This window comes from Rhodopirellula sp. MGV (genome assembly GCF_002251265.1).
GTDB classification, from domain to species: domain Bacteria; phylum Planctomycetota; class Planctomycetia; order Pirellulales; family Pirellulaceae; genus Stieleria; species Stieleria baltica_A.
Window position 1 is genome coordinate 70,466 of record NZ_NPDI01000012.1, and the last position, 16,090, is coordinate 86,555.

Below are 16,090 nucleotides of genomic sequence, written 5' to 3' on the forward strand. Positions count from 1 at the left end.
CCACTGCCCAGTGGCGTGTTTGTCCGAACTCGCCAAGCACCGGGTCTCGCCAAGGAAGGGCCGAATGTACCGCTGGTTACTCTGCTTTCGTTACCTAAAAACACGCTACATCGCGTTGGCGTCGATCATTTCTGTCACGCTCGGTGTGGCAACGTTGATCGTCGTGAATGCCGTGATGAGTGGCTTTTCGGTGGAGATGCATGAACGGCTTCACGGCTTGGCGTCCGACATCATGATCGAATGTCATGCCACCGGCGGCATGCCAGATCCTGAAGGCCATCTGCGTGAAATCGAACGGATTTGCGGACCTGCGATCGTCGGATCATCGGTCAGCGTCAGTGTTCCCGCGATGCTGGGAATTGATTTCCGTGGCCAACAAATCGGTCGACACGTCAACCTGATCGGCTTGGACCCAGAAACGTACAACCGCGTCAGCGATTTCGGCAAATACCTACTGCACCCCGAAAACAAAACCTCGGCCAGCTTTGACTTACGCGACAGCGGTTACGCCCCTGATCGCGAAGGCCTGGAAAAAGCGGGCTGGGAACATCGTCGTGAACGGGTCGAACAAGACCGCCAGATCGAAGCCATGCTGGCCGAAGAACGCCGCATGATGGAAGAGCTGAAACGACAGAAGATGACTCCAGAAGAAATCGCTGCCGAACAAGCCGCCAGTTCTGCCGCGGCCGCCGGACCGTCGTTTGGTCCTAGCCTAGCGATCCCCGGAATGCCCCAAACCAGCGAAGAAAGTTTGGTGGCGTCGATCGACCCGATGAAGGAACAGTTCGACGGCATCATCCTAGGAATCTCGACCTGCAGCGTCCGCACTCGCGACGCCGAAGGAGAAGTGTTCGATCACTACTACGCCCAACCCGGCGACGACGTTCGCATGATCTTTCCCAGTGCGAGCGAAGACACCAAGGTTTTGAATCAAAAATTCACGGTCGTCGATTTGTATGAATCCGGCATGAGCGAATACGACAGCACGTTCGCATTCGTTCGACTCGATCGCCTGCAAGACTTGCGTGGGATGATCAATCCCGAATCCGGCGTTCGCAGTGTGACAACGATCCAATTGAAAGTTGCCGAAGGCGTTGACCTGAACCTGGTCCGCGACGCACTTCGCCGTCGCTTCCCCGCCGAAGTTTATCCGTACAACATCCAAACATGGCGCGACTTGCAAGGCCCACTGCTATCGGCGGTCCGCCTTGAGACCACGATCTTGAACATCTTGCTGTTCCTGATCATCGCTGTCGCCGGCTTTGGAATCCTGGCAACGTTCTTCATGATCGTTGTCGAGAAGACTCGCGATATCGGCACACTGAAAGCACTCGGTGCATCAGGCCACGGTGTCAGCAGTATCTTTCTATCTTACGGGCTGTTGCTAGGCTTCGTCGGCAGCGGTGCAGGATTGGTTGGTGGGCTACTGTTCGTCGACAACATCAACGGCATTGCCGGAATAGTCGAACGGATCACCGGCCAAGAAGTCTTTGACCCAACCGTGTATTACTTCAGCGAAATCCCAACCATCATCGAACCGCTGACCTTGGTCTGGGTGATGATCGGCGCGATGACCATCGCAGTACTCGCCAGTGTCCTGCCGGCGATTCGTGCCGCTCGCATGCACCCCGTCCGCGCATTGCGGTTTGAATAGAGCCAGCGCATTGCGGTTTGAATAGCGACGAGCTGCCCGCTCTAGCATTCCGACGCGTTTTCGTTGCCAAGTTCCTTGCCCAGTTCCTTCCCGACCATCCCCAACTCACCGTTTCCATATGTCCGACTCGACTCCGTCTGACTCCGTCGTCTTGAGTGCTCGTGGGTTGACCAAAAGCTACCACAAGGATCGCATCGCGGTGCCGGTCTTGCGTGGCGTTGACCTGGACGTCGAACAAGGTCTAGTCACCGCACTGGTGGGACGCAGCGGCAGCGGAAAGAGCACGCTGATGCACTTGCTGGCGACACTTGATCGCCCCGACGAAGGCGAAGTGTGGTTCCGTGGCAGTCGTGTCGACAACGCCTCGCGGTCCAAACGCGATCACTTTCGCAATCATGACATCGGCGTGATTTTTCAGTTCTATCACTTGTTGCCTGAGCTATCGGCACTGGAAAACGTGCTCGCCCCGGCGATGATCGGACAAAGCTTTTTTCGCTACTTGAAAAACCGTAGTGAAAATCGCAAACGCGCCGAAGCGATGTTGGACCGCGTCGGTCTGCTGCATCGAGCGAGCCATCGCCCCAGCGAAATGAGTGGTGGCGAAATGCAACGGGTCGCGATCGCGCGAGCGTTGATGACGGACCCCAAAATGCTGCTGGCCGACGAACCGACTGGTAACCTAGACACCGAAACCGGACACGAAATCCTGACGCTGCTGGACGAGCTGAATCGCACCGACGGCATGACGATTTTGATGATCACGCACGACGACGAGATCGCCGCGGGCGCAGACGTTTGCTGGCGGATGAAAGACGGCTTGATCGAAGACAACCGCATTCAACAATCAGTGGCCGCATAGGCAAACCCTCCGCAACGACTCGGAACCACGGTCAGACGGTGAACCAGGAACCGGTAAACCAAGAACAAACGGGGTCCGAATCACGGAATCCGAAATCCGCTGGCAGCGATGCTACGAGTCGTTCGCAAACGGCACGCCGCACGGTACGACGACTGGCGATCTGCTATCTGGTGCTGACCTTCTTGCCGATCCCGTACTTGGCTTGGCTCGTGTTCAGCGCCCCCACGCCTAGTCAGTACGCCCCTGCCGACCACCGACGTGACGCGACAATGGTGGCCGAACAGATCATCGACGACCTGCGTGGACAATCCGAACGTCTGCCGTTCTTTGACTATCACGACGAGTACTTTCAATTCCTCGCGGACGAGATCCCTGACCACGACGACGGGCCTGATGTGCGTCGACACTGCGACTCGCTGATTCAGTACTACGAAGCCGCGTACGAAGATCATCTTCTCACGGTGAAATACCTATTGGACGCAGCGATCGCAGCCGCGCTACTGGCCATTCTCGTTTACCTGCTGCCCCAAGTTTGGATCGCGGCGTTGTTGGTGCTTGCTTCGCTGGCTGGCACGTCGTTTGTCAGCGAACTGTTCTACGGACGCGACCTCAGCCACCTGTTTGTGTACACGATTCCACAACTGCTGCTTTCGATTCCGATCTTGGGGTTTGCCGTGGTGGGCTACTGGGCGAACCGATTCGAAGCGGAACCACAACAGCGTGAACCGTGGATCTTGATCGTGGCAGGAGTCCTTTGCTTGACAATCGGAATCGCACTGACCGCTTGGGAAATGATCAGTGAAGGCAGATCTAGCCTGCGGACAACACAAGGCCTTGGTGCCGTGATCGCCGCTGGCATCTGGAGCCTTGTCAGCGGCGTGCGGCAACTGCGAAACTTAAAGCCGATCGTTTAAATAGTCCAATCGTCGGATCAACTGTCCGTTCTTGGTAACCGGGATCAGCATTTGCAGATTGCTGGTATCCATCTCGAAGCCATGAAAGTCTCGCAAGAAGACGATTGTGTTCAGGATCCGGAGGGCTTCCGGTTCATTGGTCGCCCGTTCCATCGAACGTCGCATGAACCGCTCCGTTTCGACGTCTGCATACATTTCTAGATACTCGATCGCCCGCATCACCACCAACGGCTCGACGTCGGTACGCAGGTTTTCGATCATCGGCAACAGCGGCTTTGCTTCTTCGCCAAAACAGCTGCATGCGACCAATGCCCAGTAGCGAACCCAACCGTCAGACTCCTTTTCTGGATCCAGTGCGTTTTGCAACTGTGGGTACGCTTCTGAGAATGGTTTCAAACACAGGTTGACGGTATCGATGTAAGTAACGATCTGCCCCGCGTGTGACTGTGCGAATGCGATTGGGTTTTCGGTCGCATCGTCAACCATGACCGCTTCGGTGACAAAGCTCAAATCCGGCATGGACTTCAAGCGGTCATCCAACTGTTGCCGCATCTGCAACAACCGTGTCTTATGTTCTGGATCGGCCGCAAGGTTGTTGATCTCGTGCGGGTCGCTGCTCAAGTCATACAAGGCCTCGGCGGCTTTGGGTTGAAAGAACTGTGCCGCGGGCCCCGAAAGCTCCCCTGCTTGAAACAGCTCACGCCATTGTTGGTAGGCAGCATTCTTGTACCGGTAGTTGTTTTGCAGCGCGTCCGGATAGAACGGTTCGAAGTTGCGGATGTATTTCCAATCGCCGATACGCAATGTCCGAACAAGGTCGTACTTCTCGTCAAACCGATCTGCGTACCCAAACGCTTCATCACGTCGATCGACTTTGTCAGGATCTGCGTCCATCCCCAGGAACGGCTGGCCATCGACGCCTTCGGGTTGCTCAACACCGGCAAGACTTAGCACCGTCGGTCCAAAATCGACGAACTCGACAAAGCCGTTGGTGCGGCTGCCAAGCGAGCGTCCTGCGAGTGCCTTGAACTGGTCCGGAACACGCACGACCAATGGAACGTGCAGGCCAGATTCATAGGCATAGCCTTTTGAACGCGGCAACACTCCGCCGTGGTCACCGAAATAGAACACGAACGTATTTTCCAGTTCGCCGTCCGCTTCCAGTTGTTCGATCACGCTCGCGACTTGGCGATCGATGACTTTCATCCGATCCAGGTAGCGAGCTTTGGTGTAACGGAACAGCGGTGTGTCGGGAAAGTAAGGCTGTAGTGCCACCGTCGACGGATCCGTTTCAGTTGGGCGGTCATCAACATCGCTGGCAGGAAAGTGCAATTGGCTTTCGTGCGAATCGGTGAAGGTCTTCACATGGAAAAACGGCATCGACTTATCCGGCCGGTTTCGCCAGTGGGCTTTCTTGCTCGACTCGCTCCAAACGCCGTCCCCTTTGATCGCGTTGTAGTCCTCTTTATTGCAGTTGGTCGTGTAGTACCCTGCGGCTGTCAGATACGCGGGAAACATCTCCACACCCGGCGGCATCTTTGCCGCGGTGTTCTTGCGATGGAACTGCGTCGCGATTCTCGGGGCATAACATGACGTAATCAACGTCGTTCGCGCCACCGAACAAACGGGTGCGTTGGAAAATGCCCGATCGAAGGTAACGCCATGCGCCGCCATCGCTTCAATCGCCGGAGCGGGAGCCCCCGCTGGGTCAAAGTGCCGGAGGTAGTGAATCGAATTGTCTTCCGACATGATCCACACGACATTGGGACGTCTCGGTGCGTTTTCGGAGGTCGAGTCCTGGGCGGCTACCGGCGCGTGAAACTGAAAAACCAACCCCGTGACCGTCATCAGCAGGGCTATCAGCGTCTTGAAGTCTCGCGAGAGGGGTGATCGATTCATCAAGTTGGCGTTGGTCGGAAGGCAATAAAAGAATACTGGTTACGGCGATTGTGACGCTCTTAGCCAGTTGCGACAGCAGGTCGATGGACCAATTTTACCTAAATTACGTTGCTCTGACCGGGAAGTTCAAAAACACGCCTTGTCGTATCCGGGTGCCAATGGGCATAATTCGCGGCTCGATAGAAATCCCCTAAACGCTGACGACGACCAAATCTGGTTCACCCGCGATGGCAAAGAGCAAGAAGAAAGCCGAAACCGTCTTCCTGGTTTGCGAAGAAACTGGCGATTACAACTACACCCTCAAGCGTAAGCCTGGTGGCGAGAAACTTCGTTTGAAGAAGTACTGCCCACGCGTGCGGAAGCACACCTGGCACAACGAAAAGAAAAAATAAGCTGTCTGCTGCTGGCGTCCGCCGTTTCAACACAACGCGGAGGCTGCAACACAGCTACTTTTCGAGCGCGACGGATTCCGTCGCGTTTTCGCTTGTAAGTTCAACTCCTTTTCGAAAACGGGTCAAGGATGAAACGAAAGTGGCGGATCGTCCCTCATGATTCCGCCCGCGTTGAGCAACTGATTCGCGGCTCCAAGCTGCCTCCTGTTGTTGCTCAACTCTTGGTTAGCCGTGGCGTCTACGATGCCGCTGCCGCCGATTCGTTTCTTTCCACCAAGCTGACCGGTTTGCGTGACCCTGCGCTGCTGCCTGGGGTCCCCGAAGCGACTGAAATCGTCGCCCAAGCGATCGCCGACAAAACGTCGATCGTGATCTATGGCGATTACGACTGTGACGGCATGACCGGCACGGCGATTCTGTACAACGGGTTGAAATTGCTCGGTGCGGACGTGTCTTACCACATCCCCAATCGACTCGAAGACGGTTACGGCCTGAACCCCGAAGCGATCACCAACTTGCCAATCGTGGCAAGCAGATGATCATCTCCGTCGACTGTGGGATCACCAGTATCGCGTGCGCAGAACTCTGCCGCGAACTGGGCGTGAGCTTGGTCATCACCGACCACCATACGATTGACGAGTCCCTCCCGGACGCGGACGCGATCGTTCACCCACGCCTGCCAGGGACCACGTATCCTTTTGGCGAACTTTGCGGTGCGGGTGTCGCGTTCAAACTCGCCTGGGCGCTCTGCCAAAAAATCTGCGGCGCCAAGAAAGTCACCGAGCCGATGCGTCGATTCCTGATGCAGTCACTTTCACTGGCCGCGATCGGAACCGTTGCTGACGTCGTGCCGCTCGTCGATGAAAACCGCATCCTGGTCTCGCACGGCCTACGAATGCTGGCCGCCGAGCCTTCGCCGGGCCTGGCAGAGCTGATGAAGGTCGCGAAGCTGACCGAGAACATGACGCTGAACACCGAAAGCATCGCGTTCTCACTCGCACCTCGATTGAACGCCGCTGGACGACTCGGACAAGCACAACTTGGTGTTGAACTGCTGACCGCCCCCGCAGGCGAACGGGCCCAATCACTCGCCGAATACATTGACGAACTGAACAAGAACCGCGACAGCTTGCAGCGCAGTGTCATGCTGGCCGCACAAAAGCAAGCCAAGGAACAGTTCGATACCGAAAACGATCCCGCATTGGTCCTCGCCGGTGTCGGTTGGCACCAAGGTGTGATCGGCGTCGTGGCGGGACGATTGAGCGACAAATACGGCAAGCCAGTCATCATCCTGTCGATGGACGCCTCCGGAAAAGGCGACGCGGTCGGATCCGGGCGCGCGGGTCCCACGACGATCAACCTCTATGACGCAATGTCCGAATGCAGTGATCGTCTATCACGCTTCGGCGGTCACCGCGCGGCAGCCGGCCTGAGCATTGATGAACGTCAAATCGATGCCTTTCGCGAAGAGTTTTGCGAAGCGGTCTCACAGCAGATCGCCGATTCAGATGCCGAACCGGAAATCATCATCGACGCTGAAGCATCGTTCGGTCAGCTCAGCCTGAACACCGTCAAGCAAATCGAAACGATGGAGCCCTTCGGCGAAGGCAACCCACGACCAGTGCTGCTCTGCCAAGACGTGATGCTTGCCGAGCCAGCGCGACGGATGGGTTCCGGTGATCGACACCTGACCGTCCGCTTGGACCAAGGCGGCAAAGTCGTCCGCGGCGTCGCATTCGGCGAAGGCGATTGGTGTGAAGAACTGAACGATCACAGCGGTCCGATCCAAGTCGCGTATCGCCCCGTGATCAACGAGTTCGGTGGCTATCGACGTGTCGAAGTCCACATCGTCGACTGGCGTCCCTCGCTCGCCCGCCAAACGGTCGGTTAGCACGCCAGCCTGGTTAGCACCTACCGTTGCCGCCCCATCAGCAGCAGTGCGATAAAACGCGGTTAAGTCCCCAGGCACCGTGCGCACACCGTTGCACGCTACTTCGTTCCGGATGATTGCCTGGAACGCAGTTCGGTCAACTGCTGCTTCAACTCTCTCGCTGCGGCAAATGGGTCCGCGGCTTGATGTATGGCTGCCGTGACGGCTATGCGATGAAAACCGGCTTGTGCGACCTGCTGCAAATTGCTTGCGTCGATTCCGCCGATCGCAAAAGCGGGCCGTGGCGTCGACTTGGTTTCGCGGTGCACCGCTTCTAAAAATGCGATTCCGGCATGACTGTCAAAGGACTTGGTTTTGCTTGGGAACGTCGGGCCGCAGCCGATGTAGTCCGCGCCGCTGGCGATCGCTTGATGAACTTGCTCGACATCATGAGTAGACACACCGACGAGTAATTCATCACCGACGATTCGACGCGTCTGCTCGACTGTCAATTCGTCTTGCCCGACATGCACGCCATCGGAACGTGTTAACACCGCCAAATCGGCTCGGTCGTTCATGATGAACAACGCGTTGGTATCACGCAGCGATTCTGCGATGACGAGACCACGCTGAACAAGCAAGCGATCCGGCGCGTTCTTATCACGAAGCTGGATGATATCGACGCCGGCTTCACAAAGCGAAGCCACATACATCCGCAACGACACGTCGCTGTCCATACAATCGACTAATGCATACAAGGTCGCAACGGCAAGTCTTGTGACTCGATCGTTCCTGATCGCTTTCAATTCGCAATCTTTCAGCACCGTGTACGACCGATAGCGGATTGCCTCAACTTGCTTCGCGAACCTGCCGTCGATTGTTTTGCCATACTCTTCGATCGTCCTCAACGATTGTTGAACCCGCTGCGATGCGGCCGCTAATACATCGACCAACTTTGACCGCTTGTATTCCTGCGTGGTTTCAATCGTTGTACCGACATCCGCGTCGGTATCGCGACTATGAAGAAGATCGCGTCGATCGATTTGCTTCATGGCATCGGCAAGCTGGTGCCGCATCGTCTTGATTTGTTCGGTGCCTTCAGCGTCATCGAGCCCAAAGCGATAAAACTCTTCAATCGTACGCAGGCCCTCGAAAACTCGATTCGCCGAAGCGTCCAGGATACGATAGGCGGTTTCGCGAGAATGACTGTCCACGTGAATTCCAGGCAAATCCGATGAAGATGAAAATGAAACGACGTACGGCGATTTTGTTATCCGCTGCGATGTTGTCGATCACGATGGTGAACGATGCGTCGGCCCAGCGAAAAAAGAATCCTGCTTTCGCCGAACCTGAAATCGACAAAGGCCTACCCAACGTCTTGCTGATCGGCGATTCGATTTCGATCGGTACATGCTCGATGCGAGAAAAGCTTTGGCGGGCAAAGCCAATGTCTTTCGGCCAGCCACCAACTGCGGCCCGACAACCAATGGCATTAAGAACCTGGACGCTTGGCTCGGCGACCGTCACTGGGATGTGATCCATTTCAACTTCGGCCTCCACGATCTGAAATATATGGGGCCGAACAATGAAAACCTAGCCGCCCCCGATTCACCGGGTGCACACCAGCAGGTCTCGATTGACGACTACACCGAGAACATCCGCAAGATTGCCGAACGACTAAAAAAGACTGGTGCGACGGTTATCTGGCGCGAGACCACCCCAGTTCCAGAGGGAGCCGCCGGCCGTGTGCCTGGCGACTCGGTCAAATACAACGAAGCGGCAGCAAGTGCGATTGCGAAGGTCGGCGACATTCAGACTGACCCGTTCTTTGCGTTTGCCGAATCGATCAGCGAGCTGCAGCGTCCGGCGAACGTGCACTACACGCCAGAAGGCTCCAAGAAGCTGGGCGAACATGTCGCGGCACAAATCGCCAAAGCACTTTACTAACGGGGCAACCGAACCGCTCGAAAGCGGTATTCGATTCGATCGGCAAGCAGTTTAGTGCAAGACTAGCTCAGCGAGGGTTTCCCCTCTCAAGAGAGGCTACTAAGAGCATTGTAAGCACTTGCCGCATCTCTTAATCGCGACAGTCCCTACGATCGCACTGCTTTCGATGTTCATGAGTTTGCATCCGTGCACTTTTCCGGCAAACCGAAGGAATCTGACATAGTTTCGTTGTGAGGGAGCTACTGAATGGCTCGCAGCCATCGGGTGTGACCTCAACTACTTAACTTGATTAAATGATTTTGGAGTTTGAGATGAAAAAGTTCGCTAATAGCATCGTTGATTTTCTGAAGGAAGAAGACGGACCAACCGCAGTTGAATACGCGGTCATGTTGGCTCTGATCGTCGTCGTCTGCTTGGCAGCCGTCGGAACGATCGGTACCGAATCGAACAAGAAGTTCCAAGAAGTTGGTGCGGCTATCTCGGCTAACTAGTCGAACGGCGCAGCCCTTCAAAGGAATCCTGTATTCCGGATGACCCCGACGTCAGCAATGACGCCGGGGTTTTTCTTTTGCGCTTCAGGCATGAAACCGTTCACGACACGCCCGACCGTCACGCACGACGCAATCGCTACAGCTGGTTTAACGCTATCGCCAGCACGACCAATGAACTTTGTTCTGTCCGAGTTTTTTGACAAGGACCTTTCGTGACATAGGTTTCATTCGAGAGCGGGTTACGAAACCCGCTTCCGAGGACCAGACCAATGAGGGTCAGCACGGTTGTCGGACAGCCTACATCCCAGATAAAGGCAAACCGTCCGCAAGGTCGGGGCGCAAAGCTACGGGCCCTTTCGCGAGGGCAGCCGGGCTGCCGAGGGAACGATCGAAAGATCACCGAGGCTTGAAGGAGACGTGGCTGCTTCTTTCTAGGGACCTTAATTCGCGTTGAATTGGCCCATTAAGACAAACGTCGAAAGTCGAACCTGAGAAGCATTCGGCTTTCAACTGAGGAGTTTGAAATATGAAAAAGTTTGCAAATAGCGTCGTTGAATTCCTGAAAGAAGAAGATGGCCCAACCGCAGTTGAATACGCGGTCATGCTGGCTCTGATCGTCGTCGTCTGCTTGGCAGCCGTTGGAACGATCGGTACCGAGTCGAACAAGAAGTTCCAAGAAGTTGGAACGGCTATCGCCGCTAACTGATCGAGTGATTGGCGGCCTGACGGCTTGCTAATGACTGTTTGAGAGACTCTCGACGTTTGATCGGTGAAACGCGCAATCTTTTCACCGGTCACGTCGAGTTCTTTTTGCGCAAACGAAAAATCATGAACTATCCACTGCTTCCCGCTGATGCGACTGAACATGTGTGGCAGCTCTCTTGCTGCTTGATCACGTTGCTGTTCGCGATGTTCAGCTGGGTCTTGGGTCCGCGTTGACGCGCCAGCAGATTCTACCCCACGTCCGATCGAAGCAACCCAACCACCAACTACCAAACATCTTGTTCGCTACGGGGAGTCCCTTCATGGAAACGCTAGTCCAAGGAATCACAGAAAACTGGACCGTCTGGTTTGTCACCGTCGTTTTGATCGTCGCCGCGGTCATCGACGGCAAGATTTTGAAAGTGCCGAACTGGCTTACCTTTCCGTTCATCATCTGCGGATGGATCAACTGCACAATCGAAGGCGGCATGCCTGGCCTCGGCTACAGCCTTCTTGGAACCTTTGTCGGCATGATGTTGCTGCTGGTTCTGCGTAACGTCGGTGGCATGGGTGGCGGCGACGTCAAACTGTTGATGGGCGTCGGTGCTTGGCTCGGAACGGTCGTTACCCTGTATGCGTTCGCCGCGACCGCCATCGTTGGTGGGATTATGGCGGTCATCATGGTTTGGCGAAGTGGCGAGTGGACGAAGCACTACGCTCAGGGGATGCAAATTTTGGAAGAATGGAAAACCATCCGTAAACCTTCGGAGCTTTCCAAGATTGCACGTGAACGCAAGCCGACCATGTATCTCCTCCCATACGGCATTCCCATGGCAATCGGCTCAATTCTCTATTTTGCCTACGCCGGAATGTTGGTCTGAACGTAAGCTCAGCCATCCGCACTCGGACACTGCAAAACCCGCTAATTTCGGGGGCAACCGCTCTGCCCCCCGGTGCCAAAAATGGCAAGGCTTGCCGATTACAGCGAGCCTGCGAAACACGTCGCGATAAACCGTTGTATCGATCCTGAGCCTGCAGCCCCTGGTGTTGTAGGCAATGGCCTCCGAAGTCCGAGTGATAAGAGCGAGCCGAAAGCTTCCTCCCAGCGACGTCCTCTGCACGCAAACCGCCTTTTCCTGGTCTAGCACCAGTCTGAACTATGCGAAACAAATCACTATTCTTGTTGCTTGCCGGTATCTGCGGCACGATCGCGGCCGTCGGGGTCGGGCAATGGATGCAAGCGCAAAACGGCAATGCTCAGATCCAGATGGTGGAAATCCTGGTGACGACCCAGGCCGTGAACGCGGAAGAGCAGATCACGCCGGACAAGCTGCGTCTTGAACAGTGGCCCGTCGACCGTGTTCCGACGGGTGCGTCGTCTGATTTGACCCAGTTCGAAGGGCGATTTGCGAAGGTTCCCTTGTACGAAGGCGAACCGATGCTCGACGTCAAATTGATGAATGAAGTTGAAGATAAGGTTGTCCCGCAAGGGTATTCCGTCGTTTCACTTGAAGCTGGTCGCGATGGAACGGTCAACTTGGTCAGCCCAGGTGACCGAGTAGATATTCGGGGCTTCTTCACCAAGGGCGAGTTCTTTCCACGGGACACCGCCCTTGACGTGTTGACCGGTGTGAAGGTTTACGGCATCGACGGGATCACGAAGTTCGATGAAGAAACCCCCCGACCACGTAACGCACGAAACATCCAACTGTTGATCCGACGCGCCGACGTCGACGCCTTTGACTTCGCCAAGAAACTCGGAGAGATTTCGCTGTCACTTGGCAGTCCCTCCGCCGACGAAGGCAAACTGGCAGAAGGCGAAATGAGCGTCTCGGCGAAAACGTTCCTCCAAGACCTGCAAGAGCGACGCGATGAGCAAGAGCGGCTTCGCAAACTGGCCGAACAGGAACAACAGAACCAAGGCACCTCCGAACCGGTGCAAACCAAGTCAAACGGCAAGAAAGTAATTCACCGAATGGTCAAATTGGAAGCCGGACGGCTCGTCGAATACGAATGGTTGGAAGGCGAAACGTTGCCGCGGATTAGCGGCGAACTGAACCCGACGAACGATTCGGCTGGCGACGCGACCCCATCGACCGACAGCCAAGACACACAGACGACAAGCGGCGGTGACGATTTTCTCCGCGGTGCGAACAGCCCATTCTTTGCCCCCCCGACGGGCGAAGGTGGCGAATAACTCGCCTTGTCACTTGACGATTGAAAACAGAATGCACGCGGTCCTCGCGCCGCGAGCTTGATCCAAACTTTTTTACTTAACGTTACTCGCAACGAACTGAAACGAAACGGATGTCTTCGTCTCTCGGGACCTTCCCGATTCAGTTCTGCAAGGATGCATCTGCGATGGAAATGTTCCGATTTGCGGTCCGCCCCGCCGCGCTGAAGTTAATCGCTCTCGTCTCGGCGGCTTATTGCGCCTCGGGTGCCGGATTCCAAAATGCCGGAGCTCAGGAGCCCGATCCCGCCACGCTGACTTCGGTGATGGCCGCAGGTGCGGAGAACCACACAATCACGCGGCAGCTCGAGCAGATGCAGATGCTGGTCAAATCCAGCTCGATCTTGACGCTCGAAGCAAAGATCCCCCGCTTCCAAGTTCACAACGAGGAAGTCCTCAGTGCCAACCCGATTTCGCAAAACCAATTGCAAGTCGTGGCCAAGACGCCGGGTACCACCGCGATCAATCTTTGGGACACCGACGACAAACAATACACCGTGAACATTACGGTCGTCGCTGATGCTCGAGAGATCGAAGGGATTCTTGCTTCGCAGTTGCCGATGGCGACGCTGAAAGTGATTCCGATCAACGCGTCGGCAGTTGTGTCCGGCTTCGTGACCAGCGTTGACGACGTTGACCGTGCGATCGCAATCGTCGAACAATACTACCCCACTGTCGTCAATAACATCCGTGTGATCGGCGTTCAGCAAGTTTTGCTGCACACCCGAATCATGGAAGTCTCACGTACCAAGCTGCGTGAACTCGGCGTCGATATCTCATGGACGGACCAAACCCGTTCGATTTCGAGCAGGCCGCTGTCGATCAGCCAGAGCGCCGCTTCGAACGTGTTTGATGGCGAAGAGTTCCTGACCTTGGTGAAAGCACTTCGTCAGCAAGACTTGATCAAATACTTGGCCGAGCCAACCGTTGTCGCGACACACGGTCGCCCCGCCCGCTTCACCGTCGGTGGTAAAGTCCCTTACACGGTTCCATCGGGTAACGGACAAGTCACCGTCGCATACGAAGAATACGGCACCTCGGTCGACTTCCTGCCTTTCGTTGTCGGCCCAGGCCGCATCCGCTTGGAAGTTCGCCCCGAGGTGAAAGAACCCGACGACACTCGTGCAATCATCGTCGGCAACACCAACGTCACCGCGTTCAGCCAACGGTATGTCGAAACCGCCGTCGAACTTCAAGCCGGTCAAACATTCGCGATCGCAGGTTTGTTGCAAAGCCGCACCGAAGCGACCACACACATGACACCTTTCCTGGGTGAGCTGCCCGCAATCGGTATGCTGTTCCGCAATGTTCGCGAACAACGCAACGACGTCGAATTGCTGATGACGGTGACGCCTGAATTGGTTGACGCGATGGATCCCCATCAAGTCCCACGTGGCGGCCCAGGCTTGAACAGTGTTTCGCCTAACGATCACGACTTGTACTACAACGGGCATATCGAAGTCCCCAACTTGCTGGGCGGTGACGGATGCTCGATGGAAACCGGCCCCGGCCGTTCGGCAAATGAAAGCCTGATCCACAGCAACGTGATGCAACACGGGGCAATGATGTCTCGCGGTAACCTGAGCTCGCCAGAACTGATGGGGATGCCAGCCGGTGCAACGATCACCGACAGCAACCTTCCCAACGGGGCGGTTATCCCTGGCACCCAGCCAAAGGTTGTCGGCGATGGCGTCGTGATCAGCACTCCAGACGGCTTCTGATCCGGCCCAGTCACATCGTGGTGTCGCCCCAACGGGCAGACACCACACTGCGGTTGGCCTTGCTGACGACGGACGTTCGCGAGGCCAGCGTTAAAAGGTATTGAAATGATCCATCGGGTGAATCCGCAATGACAAACGTTCTTCGAATCGCATTGGTTGACCCCAATGATGATACTCGTGAATCACTCAAAGGCATGCTGCTGAGCATGGACACTGTCTGGTTGGAGGCAGATTGTTCACGCTACGAGTTTTTCCCAGACATCATCGAACAAACCGCACCCGATGTCGGCGTCATCTCGCTGGACAATGACAGCGAAAAAGCGATCCGCCTGATCTCGCGTTTGGCTGCCGATGCGCCCGACACAGTGTTGCTGGCCGCCAGCGAGAGCACCGACGGTCATCTGATCCTACAAACCATCCGTGCGGGAGCTCGTGAATTCCTCACCCTGCCGATGTCGCACGAAGACCTCTCGGCGGCACTCGGACGCGTTAGCCAACAAAAGTTCGGTAGCAGCGAAGGCGGCAACCGTGGTTGCGAAGTCATTGCAATCGCCGGGGCAACGGGCGGAGTCGGCACGACCAGCACCGCGGTGAACCTGGGTTGCATTTTCGCCTCTGACAATCGAAACAGCGTCGCGTTGTTGGACCTGGACCTAGCACTCGGCGATGCAGATGTCTTCTTGGACGCAATCCCGGATTACACACTCGCCGACGTTGTTCAAAACGTTTCTCGACTCGACATTCAGCTGCTCAAGCAATCGCTGACGAAACACTCCAGTGGACTGTATCTGCTGCCGCGTCCTGTTGAGCTTCACGACACCCAAGGCATCACCGACGAAAGCCTGCGCAAAGTGATCGGCTTGCTCAAAGCAACGTTCACCCACCTGGTCATTGACCTGTCGAAAACATACAGCCCCGTCGACATGGCTGCGATCGAAGCGGCATCGCGAGTTCTGCTGATCACCCAGCTAGACCTGCCCTGCCTGCGTAACGTCGTGCGTTTGATGATGAGCTTCGAAGAAATCGACGGGCTACAAGACAAAGTCGAAATCGTCGTCAACCGTGCCGGATTGGAATCTGGCCAAATCAGCTTGAAGAAGGCCAAGGAAACTCTGGGCCGAGAAATCTATGCCCTGTTGCCGAACGACTATCGCACCATGGTCGAAGTCCGCAATAACGGCGTCCCATTGATCAACCAAGCTCCGAAATCCGCAATCACCCAAGCGATGAAGGATTTGGCTAGCAAGCTGATGGGCGTCGAAACGACCAGCCAAGCTCCGGAAACGGCGAAGTCATCGGAAAGCAAATGGAAAATGTTTTGGCCGGGTTCGGCCAAGTCCTAGACGGTCCATCCCACCGATCAATCAACGAACGCCGTGAAGCACACTCTTCACGGCGTTTTTTGTTT

14 protein-coding genes, 1 pseudogene and 1 riboswitch are annotated in these 16,090 nt (G+C 55.8%); of the genes and pseudogenes, 13 read left to right on the forward strand and 2 right to left on the reverse strand.

The genetic code is table 11. The features are described from left to right. Nucleotides 1-64 precede the first annotated feature (64 nt). The 3 genes from CGZ80_RS05115 (at nt 65) to CGZ80_RS05125 (ending at nt 3,427) form a co-directional block, all read left to right on the forward strand. Nucleotides 65-1,654, forward strand: coding sequence for an ABC transporter permease (locus CGZ80_RS05115; protein WP_094412037.1), 1,590 nt, complete (start codon nt 65-67; stop codon nt 1,652-1,654). A gap of 118 nt (nt 1,655-1,772) precedes the next feature. Further along, nucleotides 1,773-2,513: an ABC transporter ATP-binding protein gene (locus tag CGZ80_RS05120; RefSeq protein WP_094412039.1), complete on the forward strand. Its 741-nt coding sequence runs from the start codon at nt 1,773-1,775 to the stop codon at nt 2,511-2,513. Between the two features lie 38 nt (nt 2,514-2,551). Next, complete coding sequence (locus tag CGZ80_RS05125) at nt 2,552-3,427, forward strand: hypothetical protein (RefSeq protein ID WP_094412041.1); 876 nt, start codon at nt 2,552-2,554, stop codon at nt 3,425-3,427. Here CGZ80_RS05125 and CGZ80_RS05130 read toward each other — a convergent pair. After that, a complete protein-coding gene (locus tag CGZ80_RS05130) occupies nt 3,410-5,326 on the reverse strand; it encodes a sulfatase (RefSeq protein WP_094412044.1) in 1,917 nt (638 codons plus the stop codon). The two genes, CGZ80_RS05125 and CGZ80_RS05130, sit on opposite strands and share 18 nt — an antisense overlap. A gap of 227 nt (nt 5,327-5,553) precedes the next feature. Here CGZ80_RS05130 and rpmG point away from each other — a divergent pair, with 227 nt between their 5' ends. After that, nucleotides 5,554-5,718 carry a 50S ribosomal protein L33 gene (rpmG, locus tag CGZ80_RS05135; RefSeq protein ID WP_094412046.1) on the forward strand — a complete coding sequence of 55 codons (165 nt, stop codon included), beginning with the start codon at nt 5,554-5,556 and terminating at the stop codon, nt 5,716-5,718. A gap of 128 nt (nt 5,719-5,846) precedes the next feature. Continuing rightward, a pseudogene (gene recJ, locus CGZ80_RS05140) lies at nt 5,847-7,609 on the forward strand (single-stranded-DNA-specific exonuclease RecJ). Between the two features lie 98 nt (nt 7,610-7,707). On the opposite strand, the gene CGZ80_RS05145 reads toward recJ, so the two are convergent. Continuing rightward, nucleotides 7,708-8,802, reverse strand: a complete 1,095-nt coding sequence (locus tag CGZ80_RS05145; protein ID WP_094412048.1) for a thiamine phosphate synthase — start codon at nt 8,800-8,802, stop codon at nt 7,708-7,710. A 32-nt stretch (nt 8,803-8,834) separates the two neighbouring features. On the opposite strand from CGZ80_RS05145, the gene CGZ80_RS28480 reads away from it, so the two are divergent. From CGZ80_RS28480 to CGZ80_RS05180, 8 genes are all read left to right on the forward strand, one after another. After that, nucleotides 8,835-9,125 (forward strand): hypothetical protein, encoded by a 291-nt coding sequence (locus CGZ80_RS28480; protein WP_233148237.1) that lies wholly within the window; start codon nt 8,835-8,837, stop codon nt 9,123-9,125. Next, entirely contained in the window at nt 9,122-9,535 is a 414-nt protein-coding gene (locus CGZ80_RS28485; protein WP_409994533.1) for an SGNH/GDSL hydrolase family protein, read from the forward strand. Before CGZ80_RS28480 ends, CGZ80_RS28485 begins: the two co-directional genes overlap by 4 nt. A gap of 311 nt (nt 9,536-9,846) precedes the next feature. Continuing rightward, nucleotides 9,847-10,026: a Flp family type IVb pilin gene (locus CGZ80_RS05155; protein ID WP_094412123.1), complete on the forward strand. Its 180-nt coding sequence runs from the start codon at nt 9,847-9,849 to the stop codon at nt 10,024-10,026. 303 nt (nt 10,027-10,329) lie between these two features. After that, a riboswitch (cyclic di-GMP riboswitch) is annotated at nt 10,330-10,407 on the forward strand. A gap of 145 nt (nt 10,408-10,552) precedes the next feature. Beyond that, nucleotides 10,553-10,732 carry a Flp family type IVb pilin gene (locus CGZ80_RS05160; protein WP_094412050.1) on the forward strand — a complete coding sequence of 60 codons (180 nt, stop codon included), beginning with the start codon at nt 10,553-10,555 and terminating at the stop codon, nt 10,730-10,732. 319 nt (nt 10,733-11,051) lie between these two features. Next, the gene (locus tag CGZ80_RS05165; protein ID WP_094412052.1) at nt 11,052-11,609 is read left to right on the forward strand and encodes a prepilin peptidase; all 558 of its coding nucleotides are present in this window, start codon (nt 11,052-11,054) and stop codon (nt 11,607-11,609) included. Between the two features lie 278 nt (nt 11,610-11,887). Next, nucleotides 11,888-12,925, forward strand: coding sequence for a Flp pilus assembly protein CpaB (gene cpaB / locus CGZ80_RS05170; RefSeq protein ID WP_094412055.1), 1,038 nt, complete (start codon nt 11,888-11,890; stop codon nt 12,923-12,925). Between the two features lie 110 nt (nt 12,926-13,035). Then, a complete protein-coding gene (locus CGZ80_RS05175) occupies nt 13,036-14,682 on the forward strand; it encodes a type II and III secretion system protein family protein (protein WP_233148239.1) in 1,647 nt (548 codons plus the stop codon). Nucleotides 14,683-14,810: 128 nt separating this feature from the next. After that, a complete protein-coding gene (locus CGZ80_RS05180) occupies nt 14,811-16,025 on the forward strand; it encodes an AAA family ATPase (protein ID WP_094412057.1) in 1,215 nt (404 codons plus the stop codon). The last annotated feature ends 65 nt before the right edge of the window (nt 16,026-16,090 follow it).

Excerpts from the sequence above, each read along its gene's own strand:
- CGZ80_RS05120 (WP_094412039.1), top strand. The coding sequence starts at position 1,773 with ATGTCCGACTCGACTCCGTCTGACTCCGTCGTCTTGAGTGCTCGTGGG.
- CGZ80_RS28480 (WP_233148237.1), top strand. The coding sequence starts at position 8,835 with ATGAAACGACGTACGGCGATTTTGTTATCCGCTGCGATGTTGTCGATC.
- CGZ80_RS05165 (WP_094412052.1), top strand. The coding sequence starts at position 11,052 with ATGGAAACGCTAGTCCAAGGAATCACAGAAAACTGGACCGTCTGGTTT.
- rpmG (WP_094412046.1), top strand. The coding sequence starts at position 5,554 with ATGGCAAAGAGCAAGAAGAAAGCCGAAACCGTCTTCCTGGTTTGCGAA.
- CGZ80_RS05130 (WP_094412044.1), bottom strand. The coding sequence starts at position 5,326 with ATGAATCGATCACCCCTCTCGCGAGACTTCAAGACGCTGATAGCCCTG.
- CGZ80_RS05160 (WP_094412050.1), top strand. The coding sequence starts at position 10,553 with ATGAAAAAGTTTGCAAATAGCGTCGTTGAATTCCTGAAAGAAGAAGAT.
- CGZ80_RS05175 (WP_233148239.1), top strand. The coding sequence starts at position 13,036 with ATGTCTTCGTCTCTCGGGACCTTCCCGATTCAGTTCTGCAAGGATGCA.
- CGZ80_RS05155 (WP_094412123.1), top strand. The coding sequence starts at position 9,847 with ATGAAAAAGTTCGCTAATAGCATCGTTGATTTTCTGAAGGAAGAAGAC.
- CGZ80_RS05180 (WP_094412057.1), top strand. The coding sequence starts at position 14,811 with ATGACAAACGTTCTTCGAATCGCATTGGTTGACCCCAATGATGATACT.
- cpaB (WP_094412055.1), top strand. The coding sequence starts at position 11,888 with ATGCGAAACAAATCACTATTCTTGTTGCTTGCCGGTATCTGCGGCACG.
- CGZ80_RS05115 (WP_094412037.1), top strand. The coding sequence starts at position 65 with ATGTACCGCTGGTTACTCTGCTTTCGTTACCTAAAAACACGCTACATC.